A 17,376-nucleotide genomic window follows, 5' to 3' on the forward strand; every position below is an offset into this window, starting at 1 on the left:
GCAGGGAGGCGGGCTGGCGATGGCCGGGGAGGGTGAGTCGCCGCTGGATCCCCGGGCGGTGGCCGACGGGCTGACGATCTGGGCATCCCCCGGCGTGGTCGCCGACCCCGCGCGCCCGGACCTCGGGCTGGTGGCGGCGTTGACCTGCCTGCCCTCGCGCACCGCGTACACCGGTGACGAGCGTGAGGGCGCCGAACCGGTCGACGTGGTTGCCTCGAGCCTGCTCGGGCAGGGGTTTGCGCTGCTCACCGCATTCGATGCGGCCAGTATGGTCGCGTTGCCGATCCCGAGCGGCTGGGTGGGGGCGCTCACCCCGGATGTGCGGCACCTGACCGTCGTCGCGCCCGGTGGGGTGTTCTACGACGGTGACCTCGCCGCCGAGGTGCCGCCGCGGTGGAGCGAGGCCATCGATCGGCGAGGCCTACTGGTGCTGCTCGTCTCCACCGGCACGGCGCTGCCCCGGCCAGGGCAGGTCACGTCCATGGAGGCCGCCCGCCGCGCAGGCAACATCGTCGCCGCCCAGATCCGGGTCCAGCGCCACCGCTGACGTTCTGCTCCGCTCAGCGAAGTCCGATCAGCGAGGTCCGATCAGCGAAGGTCGCGGGAGTCGTGGCTGTCCCGGTATCTGCTGGTGTTGTGTGAATTGGTGTTGTCGTGGCTGTCGGTGCGTGAGTTGTTCTCGGTGCGGCTGTGTGTGCTGGTGTCGGACCTGGACTGGTTGGCGTACTGATCGGCCGCGGCGTCGCCGGCCGCGTTCACCGAGGTGCCCCCGGGTCCCGAGCTGTGCGCCACGGTCCTGCTGTCGCGGTCGGAGCTCTGTCCGTTCGCGTCACCGCCGACGGAGATGGCGCCGCCGTCACCGGCGTGCGCGGATCTCATCTGTGCGTGCGTCGCGGCATCGGTGGCGCCCTCGGCCGCGCCCGCCGTGCCCATGGTGAAGACCAAGCTGGTGACTGTCAGCGCAGCCAGGGCTGTCGTACGAGCCAGCTGCCCTGCGATGCCGTTCATGTGCATCCTCCACGGTGGGGTCAATGGGACCACTGTGGCAGTTGATGCGGAAGTGTCAATTTTTACGGCCCTTCCGGGTGCATGACGGGTGCGCCATAGCGTGATGCGCAGGTGGGCCGCGTTGTGGGCCACGGGCATCGGCGGGCCGGCGAGGCCGTGCGGCGGGTAGCCCGGCGGGCCTTGATCAGTGCCTGTACGCGGCTCGCGGTCTTGTCGACATATTGTCGTCAGGTGGCAGCGGCATGGTTCCCGGTGGCAGCGAGGGTTGCGATACCCGTCGCGCCGATCCCGGGCAGCGCGACATGAAGATCAAGTTCTGGTCCCGCGCCGACGCCGACAACGACGCGGAGTCGTTCAGCGAGGTGTCGGAGAGCTCGTTGGTGCGGTTCTCCCGGACCGAGGCGGCCAGTGCCTCGGCGCTGCTGTCGGCCGCGGTCGCGGCGGTGCTCTGGGCGAGCCTCGACCCGGCCGGCTACGCCCGCGTCTGGGACACCCGGCTGGCCATCGAGCTGGGTGGCACCGGCGTGGCGATGAGCCTGTCGTCCTGGATCAACAGCGGGCTGATGAGCCTGTTCTTCTTCGTGGTCGGCCTCGAGGCCCGCCAGGAGTTCGACGTCGGCGAGCTGCGCGAGCGGCAGCGGGTGATCCTGCCGATGCTGGCCGGCGTGGGCGCCATGGCCACCGCGGTCGGCGGCTACCTGATCTTCAACGCCGGTGGTCCCGGCGCGGGTGGCTGGGGGGTGGCGATGTCCACCGACACCGCCTTCGCACTCGGCACTCTGGCCCTGGTCGGCCCGCGGTTCCCGCAGCGGCTGCGGGTGTTCCTGCTGACCGTCCTGGTGGTGGACGACATCGTCGCCCTGATCGTCATTGCCACCGCGTACACCCGGGAGCTGTCGCTGGCGCCCTTGCTCGCGGCGGTGCTGCTGTTCGCCGTGGTGGTGCTCGCGCGGCGGATCGGGGTGCCCTACGGCTGGCCGTACTTCGTGCTCGCGGCGGCGGCCTGGGTCGCGCTGTCCCGGTCCGGTGTCGACCCGCTGGTGATCGGGCTGGCGATGGGGCTCTACGCCTACGCCGCGCCGGCCGCCCGGGGTGACCTGGAGCGGGCCACCGACCTGTTCCGGGTCTTCCGCGAGCAGCCGACGCCACAGCTCGCCAGGGCGGCCACCGTCGGTCTGCAGGCGGCCGTCTCGCCGAACGAACGGCTGCAGGAGTTGTTCCACCGGTGGACCAGCTTCGTGATCGTGCCGTTGTTCGCGCTGTCCAACGCCGGCATCCCGATCAGCGGCGAGTTCCTGTCCGCCGCCTTCACCTCTCCGATCACGCTGGGCATCGTGTTCGGCTACGTGGTCGGCAAACCGGTCGGCGTGCTGGCGGTCTCCGCACTGGCCACCTGGCTGAGCCGGGGTCGACTGCGGCCGCCGGTCGGTTGGCTGGCGGTCACCGGCGCCGGCACCCTGGCCGGCATCGGGTTCACCGTGTCCCTGCTGGTGGCGACGCTGGCCTTCAGTGGCGAGCAACTGGAGCAGGCCAAGGTCGGCGTGCTCACCGCCGCGCTGCTGTCCGCGCTGTTGACCTGGGCGGTCTTCCGGGCGGCCCGGCTGCTGCCCGGTCCCATGCGCGGGCGGCTGCTGCTCGGTACCGCCGAGTCCATCTCCGACCTCGTCGTCCCGGTGGACCCGGAGCGCGATCACGTGCGCGGGCCGGAGTCCGCGCTGGTCACCATGGTCGAGTACGGCGACTTCGAGTGCCCGTACTGCGGCCAGGCCGAGCCGGTGGTCCGCGAGCTGCTCGACGAGGGTGACCTGCGGTACGTGTGGCGGCACCTGCCACTGTCCGACGTCCACCCCAACGCCCAGCTCGCGGCGGAGGCTGCCGAGGTGGCGGGGTTGCAGGGTGAGTTCTGGTCCATGCACGACCTGCTGTTCGCGCACCAGGGCGAGCTGCGGCCGCGTGACCTGCACCGCTACGCCGAGCAACTGGGGCTGGACGTGGAGCGGTTCGCCGCCGAGATGCGCGCGCACGTCGGCGCCGCGCACGTGGCCGAGGACCTGGACGGTGCCGACCTCAGCGGCGCGGCCGGCACGCCGTCCTTCTTCATCAACGGCGCCCGTCACCACGGTGCCTACGACCTGGCGACCCTCACCCACCAGATCGAGCTGGCCAGGGTGCGCGCCCTGCTGGATGCCTGACCCGGGTGGCGGCAGCGCGTTCCGTGGCGGCGCGTTCGGCGGCGGCACGGGGCGGCGAGCCTGGACCCAAGGCGGCGTGCGCGGGTTGCCTGCGGTTCGAATTTGAACAATGCGAGGTACCGTCGACGGTATGAACGATCCCCGTTGGCTCGACCAGCGTGAGCTGACCGCCTGGCGTGCCTTCCTGGAGTCCAGTGCCATCCTCAACCGACAGGTCGAGCAGCAGCTCAAGGACGAGGCCGGCCTGTCCCACCCGCAGTACGAGGTGCTGGCCAGGCTGTCCGGCGCGCCGGGCGGCGAGTTGCGGATGACCGAGCTCGCCGGCGCCGCGCTGACCTCCAAGAGTGGGCTGACCTACCAGGTGGGGCAGCTGGAGAAGGCCGGCCTCGTGCGCCGCCGGTCCTGTGACACCGACGTGCGCGGGGTCATCGCCGGCCTCACCGAAGCCGGCTGGGCGAAACTGCGCGCCACGTCCCCCGGGCACGCCGCGCTGGTGCGTGAGCTGTTCGTGGACGGGCTCGACCGCGCCCGGTTCGGCACCCTCGCGGACGGTCTCGAGGCGCTGGCCGCGCATCTGCGGGAGACCGCCGGCCGGCGGGACTGACGCTGGTCTCAGGGTCGGCTTGTCCCGCTGTGGTGGCAGGCGGGGCCGGACAGGTGGGACCGAACCTGGCGCAGTGCGAGCTCGCGGGCGGATACCGCGGCGCACAGCCGCGCGCACGCGCGTTGTGCGGGTTGCGCGGCGGGTTGCCGACAGTGCAGCACCTCGCGGATGAGGCTCAGCGGGATGCCGGCCTGGCGCGCGGACCGGATGAACCCGACGACCGCGACGGCACTGGCCGGGTATCGGCGCTGGTTGCCGCCGGTCCGCTGCGGCGCGAGCAATCCCTGCCGCTCGTAGAAGTGGAGCGCCGATACCGTCGAGGCGGTGCGGGCGGCCAACTCGCCGATCGTGAGGTCGCGGCCCGGCTGTCCGCCGCGGAGCGGCTTGTCCACCTTGTTCCCCCGGCTACCGGGGCCGGTGCGTAGCACGGCATCCACTCCTGGTCTTGAGGGCCGCCGACGTGGTGGCGGCCCTGGCGCCAACCGTGAACTCTGAACTGGACTTGAGGTCAAGCGGGTGTGGCGTGGTTCATCGCCGGGCCTTGACGGCCACCGGGACAGGCGGAGTACATTTCACCGTCAGGCCTGACTGTGAAAGCGGGGAGACGCGGTGACCCGTCGGGACGAACAGCGTGCGGCCACCGCAAGCCGGATCGTCGAGGCCGCCGTCGAGTGCCTGGTGGCGAATGGTTTCGCGGCCACCTCGACGGTCGAGGTGCAGAACCGGGCCGGGGTCAGTCGGGGCGCCCTGCTCCATCACTTCCCCACCCGGGAGCAGCTCTTCGCGGCGGCCGTGCACCGGCTGGTCGAGCTGAACCTCGAGGCCATGCGGGAGGAGCTGGCCGGCGCGCCGCCGGGTCTCGACCCCGTCGCCCGTGGCATCTGGGTCATGCGCCGCGCCAGCACCAGGCCCACCTTCGGCACCGAGCTGGAGCTGTGGGGGGCGTCGCGGGCGGACCCGAACCTGCACGCCGCACTGCGGGTCGCGGAACAGGCCGTCCGCAAGGATCTCTATCAGATGATCGACGAGATCTTCGGCACGGAGATCAGTCAGGCCGCGAACTACCAGGTATTGGTCGAGCTGTCCGTCCAACTCGTGCGCGGCCTTTCCATCACCAGCCTGCTCTACCGGGGCGACCCCGGCCGGGAGCCGTTGATCGAGGAGTGGACGCGCGTCGCACGTCTGCTGTTGGCCCAGGAACCGATGTCCGACCAGCCCGAACGGCCGAGGAGCGCGTCATGAGTGCGACCCACGAAGTGCGGAACCAGGTTCCCGAACTGGTCGGCCACAACCCGGCGGACGACCAGGCACTGCTCGAAGGGCTGCACCGGGAGGGCGCCGGCTGGGCGGAGGGGTCGGTGCGCGCGCTCGGCGAGGCGGTCGGCGATGCCCGGGTGCAGCACTGGGCGCGCCAGGCGAACGACAACCCGCCGGTGCTGCACACCCACGACCGGTATGGACACCGTCTCGACGAGGTCGAGTTCCACCCGGCCTGGCACAACCTGATGCGGCTGTCGGTCGGTGCGGGCCTGACCGGCGAGCCGTGGCGGACCGATCAGCTCGACGGCGCCGTCGCACAGCCCGTCGCGCGGCCGGGCGCGCACGTCGCGCGGGCCGCCAAGCACTACCTGGTGACCCAGGTCGAAGCGGGTCACACCTGCCCGGTCGACATGACCTACTCCGTGGTTCCGGTGCTGCGCAAGGCGCCGGACCTGGCCGAGCTGTACGAGCCGCTGCTCGGTTCCACGCAGTACGACCCCGACCACGCGCCGGCGCTGAGCAAGAAGGGCATCCTCGCCGGGATGTCGCTCACCGAGAAGCAGGGCGGCTCGGACCTGCGCGAGGTGTCCAGCCACGCGCTCCCGTCCGGCGACGGAAACTACCTGCTCACCGGGCACAAGTGGTTCACCTCGGCGCCGATGAACGACATCTTCCTGGTGCTCGCCCAGTCACCCGACGGGCCGACCTGCTTCCTGATGCCGCGCATCCTGCCCGACGGCAGCCGCAACAACGTCCAGCTGATCCGGCTGAAGAACAAGCTGGGCAACCGGTCCAACGCGTCCGCCGAGCTCGAGTACGACCAGGCGGTCGTCCGGCCGATCGGCGAGCCCGGCCACGGCATCGGCGCGATGATGGAGATGGTCGCGGTCACCCGGCTGATCCTGATCAACAGCAGCGCCGCGTCCATGCGCGCCGGGCTGACCCAGGCGATCCACCACGCGAGCCACCGGAGCGCCTTCGGCCGGAGCCTGATCGAGCAGCCGCTGATGCGCAACGTGCTGGCCGACCTGGCCGTGGAGAGTGAGGCGGCGCTGGCCCTGTCACTGCGGATGGCCGCCGCCGAGGACCGCGCCCAGGCCGGTGACCAGCGGGAGGCGGCGCTGCGGCGGATCGGCGTCGCGGTCGGCAAGTACTGGGTCTGCAAGCGCGCCCCGATGCACGCGGCGGAGGCGCTGGAGTGCCTCGGCGGCAACGGTTACGTCGAGGACTCCGGTCTGCCCCGGCTCTACCGGGAGGCGCCGTTGAACTCGGTGTGGGAGGGATCGGGCAACGTCGCCGCGCTCGATGTGCTGCGGGTGCTGCAGCGCGAACCCGAGGCCGTCGAGGTCCTGCTGGCCGAGGTCGATGCGGCCCATGGCGCCGACCACCAGCTGGACAACTTCGTGAAACGGTTGCGCGCGGACCTCGCCGACGGCGCCGAGCTGGAGAGCCGTGCCCGGCACCTCGCGGAGAACCTGGCGCTGGCGCTGCAGGGCGCGCTGCTGGTCCGGCACAGTCATCCCTCGGTCGCTGACGCGTTCTGCGCGTCCCGGCTGGACCACCGGCACGGCCACTCCCTCGGCACCCTGCCGACCGGGTTGGCGCTGTCGGCCGTCGTCGAGCGGGCCCGGATCAAGACGGCCTAGGCGCGGGCCGTCGCGGGCACGATGGCCGGCGCGGGCCGTCGCAGGCACGATGGGCCGAACCCCCTCAGGCGATGGCCCGCCCGGCGTACTCCGGTACCGGCCCGAGGTACTCGCCGAGCCGCGCCGCGACCGTCTCCGGGAACGGGCTGACCCGACCGTCGGTGACGTGCAGGGTGAGCAGCTCCTCGGTGGCCACCAGCGTCCCGTCGACCCGCATCTCGTGGCAGAGTCGCAGCTTCTTGGCACCCAGCGACAGCACGGAGGTGGTCACCACCAGCTTCGCGTCCACCGCGACCTCACGCAGGTACCGCACGTGCGCCTCGACGGTGTAGAGCGAGGCGCCGGTGGCGGACCGGTAGGCTTCGCCGAGCCCGGAGACCTCCATCAGGTTCGTCGTCGCGTAGCCGAACACCAGCACGTAGTACGGCTCGCTGAGGTGCCCGTTGTAGTCGATCCACTCCGGCCGGACGGTGTCGGAGTAGGTCAGCTCAGTCCTGCTCAGGTCAGCCACGGCGGGCCTGGGCCACCGCGCGCTGCACGGCGATGATCGCCCGGTCGCGCTCGGCGACCAGCTCGGCGATCGAACGGCCGGCGGCCTCGGCGTCGCAACCGTCGACCATGGCGTTCCGGAGCTTGGGGGTCAGCTCCGGCGCTTCGAGTCGGGTCCACGGTGATTTCAGCGACGGCCCGAAGTGGTCGAGCATGTGCGCCATGCCGCCCTCGCCGCCGGCCAGGTGGAAGGTCAGGAGGGGTCCCTGTGCCGGCCAGCGCAGCCCCGGGCCGTCGGTGATCGCGGTGTCGATCTGCTCGACGGTCGCTTCGCCATTGGCGACCATGTGCAGCGCCTCCCGCCAGAGTGCCTCCTGCAGCCGGTTGGCGATGAACCCGGGCAGCTCGTTCTCCATGGTGATCACCGACTTGCCGACGTGGCGGTAGAAGTCGGCGGCCCAGCTCGTCGCCCACGCTTCGGTCAGTCGGCCGCCCACCACCTCGACCAGCGGGATCAGGTACGGCGGGTTGAACGGGTGCCCGACCACCAGACGCTCCGGGGTGGCCGTGTCGACCTGCATCTCCGACATCGAGTAGCCGGAGGTGGAGGACGCGATGACCACGCCGGCCGGGGTGGCGGCGTCGATCTCGGCGAGCAGCCGCCGCTTGAGCTCGAGGTCCTCCGGGGCGCTCTCCTGCACGAAGCCGGCCTCGGCGACCGCCTCGACCAGCGTCGGCACCACGGTCAGGTTCGCCTGGCTGGCGCCGTCGGCGAGGCCGAGCTCGGTCAGCGCCGGCCAGGCGTTGCCGACCAGGCGGGTGAGCTTCTCGGCGGCGTCCGGCGCCGGGTCCCAGGCCAGCACCCGGTAGCCGCGGGCCAGGAAGTGCGCCACCCAGCCGCCGCCGATCACGCCGGCGCCGATGCACGTCACCGTGCGCACGCCGGCCACCTCGTAGGTCGGTTCAGACATGCGCCGCCGCCTTCAGCTTGAGCAGCTCGCGGGCCCGGTCGGGGGTGGCGATGGTGGCGCCGAGGTCCTCGACGATGCCGACCGCGCGCTCGACAAGCTGGCCGTTGGTGGCCTTGACGCCCTTGCCCAGGTACAGGTTGTCCTCCAGGCCGACCCGGACGTGCCCGCCGAGCAGTACCGACTGCGCGACCCACGGCATCTGGTTGCGCCCGATGGCGAAGGAGGCCCACTGCGCGCCCGCCGGCAGCAGCTGGACCATGGCCTGCAGCAGGTTCGGCTCGGCCGGCGCGCCGTACGGGATGCCCATGCAGAGCTGGAACAGCGGCGGCGCGTCGATCAGCCCCTCCTCGACCATCTTGCTGGCGAACCACAGGTGGCCCGTGTCGAAGATCTCCAGCTCCGGCTTCACGCCCAGCTCCTGGATCCGCTTCGCGCCGATCCGCAGCATGTCCGGGGTGGAGATGTAGAGCTGGCTGCCCTCGCCGAAGTTCAGCGAGCCGCAGTCCAGTGTGCAGATGTCCGGCAGCAGCTCCTCGACGTGCGGCAGCCGGTCGTTCGCGTTGACCAGGTCGGTGCCGTCGATCGGCTTGAGCGGGTCCTCCTGGTCGATCACCAGGTCGCCGCCCATGCCGGCGGTCAGGTTGATCACGACGTCGACGCCGCTGTCCTTGATCCGCCGGACCACCTCGGCGTACAGCGCCACCTCGCGGGACGGCCCGCCGGTCTCGATGTTCCGCACGTGGATGTGCACCACGGCGGCGCCGGCGTTGGCCGCCTCGACCGCGCTCGCGGCGATCTGCTCCGGGGTGACCGGGACGTGCGGGCTCCGGCCGACGGTGTCGCCGGCGCCGGTGAGCGCGCAGGTAACGATGACTTCCTGGTTCAAGGCCGACCTCTCCTCAAGTCAGACGTGCTCTCGGACGTGCCTTCAGACTTGCTTGATGATGTTGCGATCGATGAAGTCGTGCAGCAGCTCGCGCATGGTGGCGACCGAGCTGCCCGGCCGGCAGGTGAGCACCTGGATGCCCAGACCGTCGATCATGGCGGTGAGCTGCGCGGTCACCTGCTCGGCGTCCAGCTCACAGAAGACCCGCTGTTGCTGCCCGGTGCGGATGGTCATCTCGACGGTGCGGTACCACCGGTTATAGGAGTCCCAGTAGAGCGAGCGCATCTCCGGGTTGACCGCACTCTCGTTCCAGACCTGTAGCCAGACCGACCACTCCGCCCGCAGCTGACCTTCGGCGGGCAGTTGCAGCTCGATCAGCCGCAGCAGCCGCTCGTGGGCGTCCGCGATGGTGTGCAGCTCGGCGACCTGGCGGTCGAAGGCCAGTTTGACGGTGTAGCGCAGCGCCTCGTTGAGGACGTCGTGCTTGGTCGGGAAGTGGTAGTGGATGGCGGCGGTGCTGGTGCCGCAGACCTCCGCGATGTCGGAGATGCGGACCCGGTGGTAGCCGCGCTCGGCGATCAGCCGCCAGGCGGTCTCCAGGATCCGGCGCCTCGGTTCGGTGTGCCCGAGCTGGCCGTTGGCCGCGCGCGACGCCGGTGCGGGCGCCGCCGCGACGGTGGCCGCGTCATCGCTGCCGTTGAGCAGCCAGTTGACCGTGACGCCGCAGTGCTCGGCGACCCGGATCAGCTCGTGCGGCGAGAACCGGCGGGTGCCGCTCAACGCCTTGGACAGTTTGGTTTCGTCCAGGCCGATCGCGCGGGCGAAGTCGCGCTGCGCCCCCGGCATGGTCCGGATGAGCACGCGGACCCGCTCCCGCAGCTCGTCCGTCTCGGCCATAGCGGCGACGCTAGCCGGAACTTGCGATTATCGCAATGCCTTGAGGGTGAAGTGAGATGGCTTTGCGCCGGTCAGTGGCTCGTTTCGGGTGAAGGCCCGAGCTCTCATGGTGGGGCGAACTGATTGATCAGTCAGTATCTTGCGAAGGCGGTCAATGATCGAGCTAGACCCGGTCCCGGTTGCGGGCCGTCATCCCTCGGGCGACCCACAACCGGACCAGATCGGTTCGCCTCAGGGCGTGATGAGCCCGGTGGTCGAGCGGGCGGCGTCGAAGCGGGCCTGCGCGTCGGCCCAGTTGACGACGTTCCACCAGGCCTTCACGTAGTCCGGCTTGACGTTCTTGTACTGCAGGTAGAACGCGTGCTCCCACATGTCGAGCATCACCAGCGGGATCTGACCGGCCGGCAGGTTGGCCTGCTGGTCGTAGAGCTGGTGGACCAGCAGTCGCGAGCCGAGGGTGTCCCAGCCCAGGATCGCCCAACCGGAGCCCTGGATCGTGGTAGCGGCCGCTGTGAAGTGGGCCTGGAAGGCGTCGAACGAGCCGAACTCGTTGTCGATGGCGGAGGCGAGGTCGCCGCTGGGCTTGTCACCGCCGTCGGCGGAGAGGTTCTGCCAGAAGATCGAGTGGTTGACGTGCCCGCCCAGGTTGAAGGCGAGGGTCTTCTCCAGCCCGACGATCGCGTCGAACGAGCCGCTGGACCGGGCCTCGGCGAGCTTGCCGATCACGCCGTTGAGGGCGGTGACGTAGGTCTGGTGGTGCTTGCTGTGGTGCAGCTCCATGATCTGCCCGGAGACGTGGGGCTCCAGGGCTCCATAGTCGTAAGACAGATCGGGCAGCGTGTACTCGGACACGTGTCTCCTCCCAGATGTGGACTTGTCGTCGATGCCATCATCTTGCAGTAGCCAGAAGTTCGCACTCGACAAAGGGGGTTCACTAGCGAGAAGGCTCTCGATCACCTAGGCTCTTGCCAGATGCTTGCAGTAGCAGCCGGTGCTGCGCGGTAAGGATCCGTGCTGGTGATCGTTCCGACAGACGGACGCCGGCATCGAGCGGGGCCGGACCGAGCGGGGCCGGCCCCGCTCGTATATCCCCCCTTGGTGTGGCTGGGCGCGGTTTGGTGGCTGGGCGCGCTTTACTGAAGCTTTGGACGGGACAGTGGTCGGTTAGGTCGTCGGGAATCTCACCTTTTGGTCTAGGTATCGGTCCGAAACTGTCGGGGTCCTTCGGCATAATTCTGGGTATGTCGGAGAGTTCGATTGTTGCGGCGCGGCGGGTGGTCATGGATTCCATGGCCGCGCTGCGCGCACTCGAACGCTCCGGTGATGCGGAGTGTCGGATTGATGGGTTGAAGAGTTACCAGGTTTTGCGGCGCCAATGTGAGTACGACTCGTTGATGCTGGTCGCGGGGTTGGATCGGGACGGGGAGTTTCTCGAGCGTGGGATGCATTCGGCGAATGCGGTCAGCGATCTGCTCGGGGTGAGTCAGCGGGACGGCCGTCGGATGGTCGCGGTCGCGTCCAGTGTGTTTCCGACGCGGTCGTTGGTGGGTGAGGTGTTGGAGCCGAAACTGCCGGCGACGGCGATGGCGTTGGGTGCGCTGGAGATTGATCTGGCGCATGCTGAGGTGATCGAGTCGGTGTTGGCTACGGATGCCGCGCGGCGGATCACGGTGGAGCAGTGGGTGGCGGCGGAGGTGTTGTTCGCCGACTGGGCGCGGCAGTACAGCCCGGAGTTGTTGGCCCGCAAGGCCCGCGAGGAGCTCGACCTGCTCGATCAGGACGGTGCGCCGCCCGGTGAGGACGATCCGCAGGTCAACGAGCTGCATCTGGCCAAGTCCCGCCACGGGGTGGGCGGGAAGATCAAGGGCCAGTTGGACTCGGCGACGTATGAGACGGTGGCGCGGGCGATCGGGGCGATCCTCAAACCGGCCGCCGACGAGAACAAGTCGTTGGGCCAACGCCAGGCTGATGCGCTCGGGGAGATCTGTGCGCACGCCCTGGACGAGGGCCGCCTCCCCGCACAGGGCGGCGAGCGCCCGCATGTGGCGATCACGATGGGTTTGGAGGCGCTGAAGGCCGGGTTGCGTGGGGCGAATCTCGAGTTGGGCGGGCACATCGGGCCGGGTGAGGTGCGCCGGCTGTGCTGCGACGCCCAGATCACCCCGATCGTGCTCGGGGCGAACAGTGAGCCGTTGGATGTGGGGCGGGAGAAACGGTGTGCCACGTTGGCGCAGCGGCGGGCGGTTGCGGTTCGGGATGGTGGTTGTGCCCATCCGGGGTGTGACCGGCCTCCGAGTTCCTGCGAGGTGCACCATATTGTGCACTGGGTCCACCATGGTGAAACAAAGCTCGACAATTTGGTGATGTTGTGTTGGACGCATCATCGGATGGTGCACCAGTCCGACTGGGAAGTCCGAATGCACGACGGACTCCCCGAATTCATCCCGCCCAAATGGATCGACTACTCCCAGACCCCCCGCCGAAACCCGCTCCTCCTTCGTACCTGAGCTGACGGTGGGGAATCTGTGCTGGCCTGCCGTGCCGGAGCGCGCTGAAATAGAACATGCCACCGACGTCGCAGCGACGGCATGATCGGGGCATGCAACTGGTGACGATCGAGGACATCCGCGCGGCGGCGCGGCGGATGAGCGGTGCCGTGGTGCGCACACCGTTGGTGCCGTGTGTGTGGTCCGACGACGACAGGCCGCTGTGGCTCAAGCCGGAGAACCTCCAGGCGATCGGTGCGTTCAAAGTGCGTGGTGCGCACAACGCACTGGCCAAGCTCGCTCCGGAGGTGCGGGCCCGAGGTGTGGTGGCCTACTCCAGCGGCAACCACGCGCAGGCCGTCGCTTATGCGGCCCGCGTTGCCAGCGTCACCGCGACGATCGTCATCGATGACACCGCCCCGGGGCTCAAGGTGGCCGCGACCAGGGCACTCGGCGCCGAGGTACGGCTGGTGCCACTGGACCAGCGGGAGGCCGTCGCCGTTGAACTGGCGCGTGACCTGGGAGCCACGCTCATCCCGCCGTTCAACCACCCGGACGTGATCGCCGGCCAGGGCACCATCGGGTTGGAAATCGCCGAAGACCTCCCCGACGTCGCCGTGGTGCTGGTCCCGATCAGCGGCGGTGGGCTCGCGTCCGGCATCGGCGTGGCGATCAAGGCGCTGTGCCCGGGCGCCGCGGTCTTCGGCGTCGAGCCGGAGTTGGCGGCCGACACCAGGGACAGCCTGCGGGCCGGCGAGCTGGTGCGGTGGCCGGCCGCGCAGCGGGTGCGGACCAGCGCGGACGGGCTGCGCGCCGAGCCGTCCGAATTGACCTTCGCCCACCTGCGCGAGGTTCTCGACGGCATCCTGACCGTGTCCGAGGCCGAGATCCGCTCGACCGTCGGCCTGCTGGCCCGGCGCGCCCGGATCGTCGCCGAGCCGTCCGGTGCGGTCGCACCGGCCGCCTACCTGCACCGGGCCGACGAACTGCCGGCCGGCCCGACCGTCGCGGTCGTCTCCGGTGGCAACATCGACCCCGTGTTGTTCGACGAGATCCTGCGGGAGACCCCCGCCACCGGCTAGACCGTATGTGGGGCCCGAGTCCGCCGGCGGCTCAGGCTCAAGCCAGTTTCACGCGGCGCCACCTCGACGCGGTGGTCGGTGCGCCAGATGTTGAACGTCAGCAGGCCGAACGCGGACCGATGGCGGTGGGGCAGCTGGCCGAGCGGGCCCGCGTCTCGCAGCCGACCGCCACCCGTGCGCTCAAACAGCTCGAGGCCAGCGGCATCGTGACCCGGACCAGGGTGCCCGGTGACGACCGCACGGTGCTGGTCAGCCTCACCCCGCGCGGGACCCTGGCCTGGCAGTCCGCCGTCGAGCAGATGCGCGCGCGGCTCGCCCTGGAGCACACCGCCCCCGAGCGCCGCGCCGGGCTGGTCGAGGCGCTGAGCGAGCTCGCGCAGGCAATCGACAAGACGAGCGAGAAGCCCCCGCGCACCGGCCGCTTCGCGGCGGCAGCTTGACACTGCTCGATGTGCAATGTGCAATATATTGCATGCCGGTGCCGGAACGCAGAGGTCTCGTCGCCCGGTCACTGTTGCGCGACGACGCCTACCGCGCCCTGCGCAACGCCATCGTGGACGGCACGCTCGCGCCGGGTGAACGGCTCAACGACGGCGAGCTGGTGAGCTGGCTCGGGGTGAGCCGGACGCCGATCCGCGAGGCGCTGGCCCGGCTGGAGCAGTCGGGGCTGGTACAGACCAGGCCGGGGCGGTTCACCATCGTCAGCCCGGTCGACCTCAGGGAGACCAGGGCCGCCCAGTCGGTCGTGGCGGCCATGCACGAGTTGGCGGTCCGCGAGGCGGTGCCGTTGCTCGGCGGGCGCGAGCTGGACGCGATGCGCGCGGCGAACCGGGACTTCGCGGCGGCGCTGCGGGGGAGCCGGGTCGACGATGCGCTGGCGGCCGACGACGCGTTCCACGCCGTCGCGGTGGACGCCTGCGCCAACCCGGCGGTCCGCGCGGTGCTCGAGCAGTACGGGCCGGTGTTGCGCCGGGTCGAACGGCTGCGGTTCTCCTCGCTCACCGGTCGGGCATCGGTCGCCCAGCACGAGAAGATCATCCAACTCTGCGCGGCCGGCGACGCCGACGGCGCCTCAGCTGCCGCGCGGGCCAACTGGCAGACACTCGCGCCACTGCTCGAAGTCGCCGCCGACGCATAACTCCAAGCCGCCACCGACTCATAGCTCGAAGCCGCCACCGAACCCTCGGTCGACAAAGGAACCGCCATGCCACTGAGCGACTTTCCGCGCCATCCCCTGACCTTCGGCCCGAGCCCGGTACATCCGCTGGAGCGGCTGTCCCGCCATCTCGGCGGCGCCGCGATCTGGGCGAAGCGGGAGGACTGCAACTCCGGGCTCGCGTTCGGCGGCAACAAGACCCGCAAGCTGGAGTACCTGGTGCCCGACGCGCTGGCCCAGGGCGCCACCCACCTGGTCTCGATCGGTGGCGTGCAGTCCAACCACACCCGACAGGTCGCGGCGGTGGCCGCCCGGATCGGGCTCAAGGCCCTGCTGGTGCAGGAGAGCTGGGTGGACTGGCCGGACGCGGTCAACGACCGGGTCGGCAACATCCTGCTGTCCCGGATCATGGGAGCCGATGTCCGGCTGGTCGACGCGGGTTTCGGCATCGGCTTCAAGTCCAGCTGGGAGCGGGCGCTGGCCGAGGTCCGCGACAGCGGCGGCGTGCCCTACCCGATCCCCGCCGGCGCCTCGGACCACCGGCTGGGCGGGCTCGGCTTCGCCAACTGGGCTGAGGAGGTGCGCCAGCAGGAGCGGGAGCTGGGGATCTTCTTCGACACCATCGTGGTCTGCAGCGTCACCGGGTCCACCCAGGCCGGCATGATCGCCGGATTCGCCGGGCAGGACCGGCCACGGCGCGTGCTGGGCATCGACGGCTCGGCGAAGCTGGAGGAGACGGCCGCGCAGGTCGCCAAGATCGCCCGCAACACCGCGGCGCTGATCGGGCTGGACGGTGAGCTGTCCGACGACGAGATCACCGTGCTGGCCGGCTGGGCCGGTGACCGCTACGGCATCCCGGTGGAGTCCACGCTCGACGCGATCCGGCTCTCCGGGCGGCTGGAGGGGATGATCATCGACCCGGTGTACGAGGGCAAGTCGATGGCCGGGCTGATCGACCTGGTGCGTACCGGCGAGATCGGCAAGGACTCCACAGTGCTCTACGCGCACCTCGGCGGACAGCCCGCGCTCAACGCCTACAGCGCGCTGTTCCGGAGCTGACCGCCGGTTCGAAACGGGCCGCGAGCTTGACTTCGGGGCATCGGAGAGCAGTCTGATGACCTGCTGTATTCGCCAGCGCAGGCCCGACGAGGGAGAGCGACCGATGAGCACGGCTGAGGTGCACCAGACGGATCTGGACGACGTCGAGCAGTTGGACCTCCCCGAGCTGGCCCAGAGCCAGCCGACCGTCGAGGCCGAGCGACTGCACCGCAAGCGTCAGCTCGCCGCCACCTTCCGGGTCTTCGCCCGGTACGGCTACGACGAGGGTATCGCCGGACATGTGACGGCCCGCGACCCCGAGTTCCCGAACCGGTTCTGGGTCAACCCGTACGCGGTGCACTTCTCTCGGATCAAGGTCAGCGACCTGCTTCTGATCGACGAGCAGGGACGGGTGATCGAAGGGGCGCGGCGGACCAACAAGGCGGCGTTCTGGATCCACTCCTCGGTGCACGAGGCGCGGCCCGACGTGGTCGCGGTGGCCCACGCGCACACCATCCACGGCAGGGCGTTCGCCTCGCTGAGCAAACCGCTGGCACCGATCATCCAGGAGTCCTGCGCGTTCTACGACGACCACGTGGTGTTCGACGAGTACAGGGGCCTGGTGCTCGAGCGCACCGAGGGCGAGGCGATCGCCTCCCGGCTCGGCGCCCGGCGGGCCGCCATCCTGCGCCACCACGGCCTGCTGACCGTCGGCCGCTCGGTCGAGGAGGCCGCCTGGTGGTTCATCTCGATGGACCGTGCCTGCCAGATGCAGTTGCTGGCGGACGCGGCCGGCAAGCCCAGGCTGATGAGCACCGAGGAGGCGACGCTGGCCCACCGCCAGTTCAGCAACGCGAACATGGCGCGGCACAACTTCGGGCTGCTTGCCGACCTGGTGTTCGAGCAGGAGCCGGACGTCCTGGACTGAGCTCTAGCCCGGCGGCAGCCCGACGAACGCGGCCATCCGGCCGACCGCGTTGGCGAAGAACTCGTCGCTGGGGTCGACGCTGCCGACCAACTGCCCGAACAGCTCGAAGCTGATCATGCCGAAGAGCTGGGTCCAGGCGATCAGTGCGCAGGTCAGTACTGGGCCGGGCAGTCCCTGCGCAGTCGAGGCGGCCACCTGGCGGATCTGCTCGGCGAGCAGCGGGCCCGGGGTCGGCACGTCGGCCGGTGGAGTGAGGGCTCCGGCGGCCAGGGCGTCGCTGAGCACGCCGACCATCACCAGTGGCACCCGGGCGGCCTGGGCGATGGTGGTTTGCGGCGCCTGGTACCCGGGGATCGGCGAGCCGTAGATCAGTGCGTACTCGTGCGGGTGGGCGCGTGACCAGGCCCGTACCGCCGTGCAGACGTCCCGCCAGCGCCGCGCGGGGTCGGCGCCGGCCTGGTCCGCCGTGGCGGCGGCGTCGCCGAGCGCCTCGTAGGCCTCCAGGATCAGGGCGGTGAGCAGGTCGTCGCGGCTGGGGAAGTACCGGTAGAGCGCGGACGACACCATGCCGAGCTCCCGGGCCACCGCGCGCAGCGAGAGGCCGTCCGCCCCGGCCTCGGCCAACTGTCGGCGCGCCGCGTCGGTGATCTCCCGGGTCAGCTCGGCCCGAGCGCGCTCCCGTGCGGTGCGACCTGCGTTCATGGTCGCCAGTATGCCTACGACGAGAGCAGTA

General features: G+C 70.3%; 19 protein-coding genes. 11 read left to right on the forward strand and 8 right to left on the reverse strand.

Annotated features, from left to right (window positions below; genetic code table 11):
- Positions 1–19: 19 nt before the first annotated feature.
- The gene (locus tag ACTXG6_RS11315; protein ID WP_445187727.1) at positions 20–547 is read left to right on the forward strand and encodes a hypothetical protein; all 528 of its coding nucleotides are present in this window, start codon (positions 20–22) and stop codon (positions 545–547) included.
- Positions 548–588: 41 nt separating this feature from the next.
- On the opposite strand, the gene ACTXG6_RS11320 is transcribed toward ACTXG6_RS11315, so the two are convergent.
- A complete protein-coding gene (locus ACTXG6_RS11320; RefSeq protein ID WP_445187728.1) occupies positions 589–1,008 on the reverse strand; it encodes a hypothetical protein in 420 nt (139 codons plus the stop codon).
- A 302-nt stretch (positions 1,009–1,310) separates the two neighbouring features.
- Here ACTXG6_RS11320 and ACTXG6_RS11325 point away from each other — a divergent pair, with 302 nt between their 5' ends.
- Positions 1,311–3,200: a Na+/H+ antiporter NhaA gene (locus ACTXG6_RS11325; protein ID WP_445187729.1), complete on the forward strand. Its 1,890-nt coding sequence runs from the start codon at positions 1,311–1,313 to the stop codon at positions 3,198–3,200.
- 130 nt (positions 3,201–3,330) lie between these two features.
- Positions 3,331–3,804: a MarR family winged helix-turn-helix transcriptional regulator gene (locus ACTXG6_RS11330; RefSeq protein WP_445187730.1), complete on the forward strand. Its 474-nt coding sequence runs from the start codon at positions 3,331–3,333 to the stop codon at positions 3,802–3,804.
- A gap of 8 nt (positions 3,805–3,812) precedes the next feature.
- Here ACTXG6_RS11330 and ACTXG6_RS11335 read toward each other — a convergent pair whose 3' ends face one another.
- Entirely contained in the window at positions 3,813–4,241 is a 429-nt protein-coding gene (locus ACTXG6_RS11335; protein ID WP_445187731.1) for a MerR family transcriptional regulator, read from the reverse strand.
- A 172-nt stretch (positions 4,242–4,413) separates the two neighbouring features.
- Here ACTXG6_RS11335 and ACTXG6_RS11340 point away from each other — a divergent pair, with 172 nt between their 5' ends.
- Both ACTXG6_RS11340 and ACTXG6_RS11345 read left to right on the forward strand, forming a co-directional pair.
- A complete protein-coding gene (locus ACTXG6_RS11340) occupies positions 4,414–5,046 on the forward strand; it encodes a TetR/AcrR family transcriptional regulator (protein ID WP_445187732.1) in 633 nt (210 codons plus the stop codon).
- Positions 5,043–6,710, forward strand: a complete 1,668-nt coding sequence (locus ACTXG6_RS11345) for an acyl-CoA dehydrogenase family protein (RefSeq protein ID WP_445187733.1) — start codon at positions 5,043–5,045, stop codon at positions 6,708–6,710. The genes ACTXG6_RS11340 and ACTXG6_RS11345 overlap by 4 nt, the downstream gene beginning before the upstream one ends.
- 64 nt (positions 6,711–6,774) lie before the next feature.
- Here the strand turns inward: ACTXG6_RS11345 and ACTXG6_RS11350 are convergent, their stop codons facing one another.
- The 5 genes from ACTXG6_RS11350 to ACTXG6_RS11370 form a co-directional block, all read right to left on the reverse strand.
- Entirely contained in the window at positions 6,775–7,221 is a 447-nt protein-coding gene (locus ACTXG6_RS11350) for a thioesterase family protein (RefSeq protein ID WP_445187734.1), read from the reverse strand.
- The gene (locus ACTXG6_RS11355) at positions 7,214–8,170 is read right to left on the reverse strand and encodes a 3-hydroxyacyl-CoA dehydrogenase NAD-binding domain-containing protein (protein ID WP_445187735.1); all 957 of its coding nucleotides are present in this window, start codon (positions 8,168–8,170) and stop codon (positions 7,214–7,216) included. The genes ACTXG6_RS11350 and ACTXG6_RS11355 overlap by 8 nt, the downstream gene beginning before the upstream one ends.
- A complete protein-coding gene (locus tag ACTXG6_RS11360) occupies positions 8,163–9,056 on the reverse strand; it encodes a 3-keto-5-aminohexanoate cleavage protein (RefSeq protein WP_445187736.1) in 894 nt (297 codons plus the stop codon). Before ACTXG6_RS11360 ends, ACTXG6_RS11355 begins: the two co-directional genes overlap by 8 nt.
- A gap of 42 nt (positions 9,057–9,098) precedes the next feature.
- Positions 9,099–9,953 carry a TetR family transcriptional regulator C-terminal domain-containing protein gene (locus ACTXG6_RS11365; protein ID WP_445187737.1) on the reverse strand — a complete coding sequence of 285 codons (855 nt, stop codon included), beginning with the start codon at positions 9,951–9,953 and terminating at the stop codon, positions 9,099–9,101.
- Positions 9,954–10,184: 231 nt separating this feature from the next.
- On the reverse strand, positions 10,185–10,805 hold the full coding sequence (locus ACTXG6_RS11370) for a superoxide dismutase (protein WP_445187738.1): 621 nt from the start codon (positions 10,803–10,805) through the stop codon (positions 10,185–10,187).
- Between the two features lie 428 nt (positions 10,806–11,233).
- Here ACTXG6_RS11370 and ACTXG6_RS11375 point away from each other — a divergent pair, with 428 nt between their 5' ends.
- From ACTXG6_RS11375 to ACTXG6_RS11400, 6 genes are all read left to right on the forward strand, one after another.
- The gene (locus ACTXG6_RS11375) at positions 11,234–12,460 is read left to right on the forward strand and encodes a DUF222 domain-containing protein (RefSeq protein ID WP_445187739.1); all 1,227 of its coding nucleotides are present in this window, start codon (positions 11,234–11,236) and stop codon (positions 12,458–12,460) included.
- A 92-nt stretch (positions 12,461–12,552) separates the two neighbouring features.
- Positions 12,553–13,521 carry a threonine ammonia-lyase gene (locus ACTXG6_RS11380; protein WP_445187740.1) on the forward strand — a complete coding sequence of 323 codons (969 nt, stop codon included), beginning with the start codon at positions 12,553–12,555 and terminating at the stop codon, positions 13,519–13,521.
- A 119-nt stretch (positions 13,522–13,640) separates the two neighbouring features.
- A complete protein-coding gene (locus ACTXG6_RS11385; RefSeq protein WP_445187741.1) occupies positions 13,641–13,961 on the forward strand; it encodes a MarR family transcriptional regulator in 321 nt (106 codons plus the stop codon).
- Positions 13,962–13,993: 32 nt separating this feature from the next.
- Complete coding sequence (locus ACTXG6_RS11390; protein WP_445187742.1) at positions 13,994–14,659, forward strand: GntR family transcriptional regulator; 666 nt, start codon at positions 13,994–13,996, stop codon at positions 14,657–14,659.
- 66 nt (positions 14,660–14,725) lie between these two features.
- Positions 14,726–15,736 (forward strand): 1-aminocyclopropane-1-carboxylate deaminase, encoded by a 1,011-nt coding sequence (locus tag ACTXG6_RS11395; RefSeq protein WP_445187743.1) that lies wholly within the window; start codon positions 14,726–14,728, stop codon positions 15,734–15,736.
- 103 nt (positions 15,737–15,839) lie between these two features.
- Positions 15,840–16,643 (forward strand): class II aldolase/adducin family protein, encoded by an 804-nt coding sequence (locus tag ACTXG6_RS11400; protein ID WP_445187744.1) that lies wholly within the window; start codon positions 15,840–15,842, stop codon positions 16,641–16,643.
- A gap of 3 nt (positions 16,644–16,646) precedes the next feature.
- Here ACTXG6_RS11400 and ACTXG6_RS11405 read toward each other — a convergent pair whose 3' ends face one another.
- A complete protein-coding gene (locus ACTXG6_RS11405) occupies positions 16,647–17,345 on the reverse strand; it encodes a TetR/AcrR family transcriptional regulator (RefSeq protein ID WP_445187745.1) in 699 nt (232 codons plus the stop codon).
- Positions 17,346–17,376: the final 31 nt, after the last annotated feature.

Source organism: Pseudonocardia sp. Cha107L01 (assembly GCF_052566575.1).

Coding starts and splice junctions, on each gene's coding strand:
- ACTXG6_RS11315 (WP_445187727.1), top strand. CDS start 20: ATGGCCGGGGAGGGTGAGTCGCCGCTGGATCCCCGGGCGGTGGCCGAC.
- ACTXG6_RS11320 (WP_445187728.1), bottom strand. CDS start 1,008: ATGAACGGCATCGCAGGGCAGCTGGCTCGTACGACAGCCCTGGCTGCG.
- ACTXG6_RS11325 (WP_445187729.1), top strand. CDS start 1,311: ATGAAGATCAAGTTCTGGTCCCGCGCCGACGCCGACAACGACGCGGAG.
- ACTXG6_RS11330 (WP_445187730.1), top strand. CDS start 3,331: ATGAACGATCCCCGTTGGCTCGACCAGCGTGAGCTGACCGCCTGGCGT.
- ACTXG6_RS11345 (WP_445187733.1), top strand. CDS start 5,043: ATGAGTGCGACCCACGAAGTGCGGAACCAGGTTCCCGAACTGGTCGGC.
- ACTXG6_RS11355 (WP_445187735.1), bottom strand. CDS start 8,170: ATGTCTGAACCGACCTACGAGGTGGCCGGCGTGCGCACGGTGACGTGC.
- ACTXG6_RS11365 (WP_445187737.1), bottom strand. CDS start 9,953: ATGGCCGAGACGGACGAGCTGCGGGAGCGGGTCCGCGTGCTCATCCGG.
- ACTXG6_RS11375 (WP_445187739.1), top strand. CDS start 11,234: ATGGATTCCATGGCCGCGCTGCGCGCACTCGAACGCTCCGGTGATGCG.
- ACTXG6_RS11380 (WP_445187740.1), top strand. CDS start 12,553: ATGCAACTGGTGACGATCGAGGACATCCGCGCGGCGGCGCGGCGGATG.
- ACTXG6_RS11385 (WP_445187741.1), top strand. CDS start 13,641: ATGGCGGTGGGGCAGCTGGCCGAGCGGGCCCGCGTCTCGCAGCCGACC.
- ACTXG6_RS11390 (WP_445187742.1), top strand. CDS start 13,994: ATGCCGGTGCCGGAACGCAGAGGTCTCGTCGCCCGGTCACTGTTGCGC.
- ACTXG6_RS11395 (WP_445187743.1), top strand. CDS start 14,726: ATGCCACTGAGCGACTTTCCGCGCCATCCCCTGACCTTCGGCCCGAGC.
- ACTXG6_RS11400 (WP_445187744.1), top strand. CDS start 15,840: ATGAGCACGGCTGAGGTGCACCAGACGGATCTGGACGACGTCGAGCAG.
- ACTXG6_RS11405 (WP_445187745.1), bottom strand. CDS start 17,345: ATGAACGCAGGTCGCACCGCACGGGAGCGCGCTCGGGCCGAGCTGACC.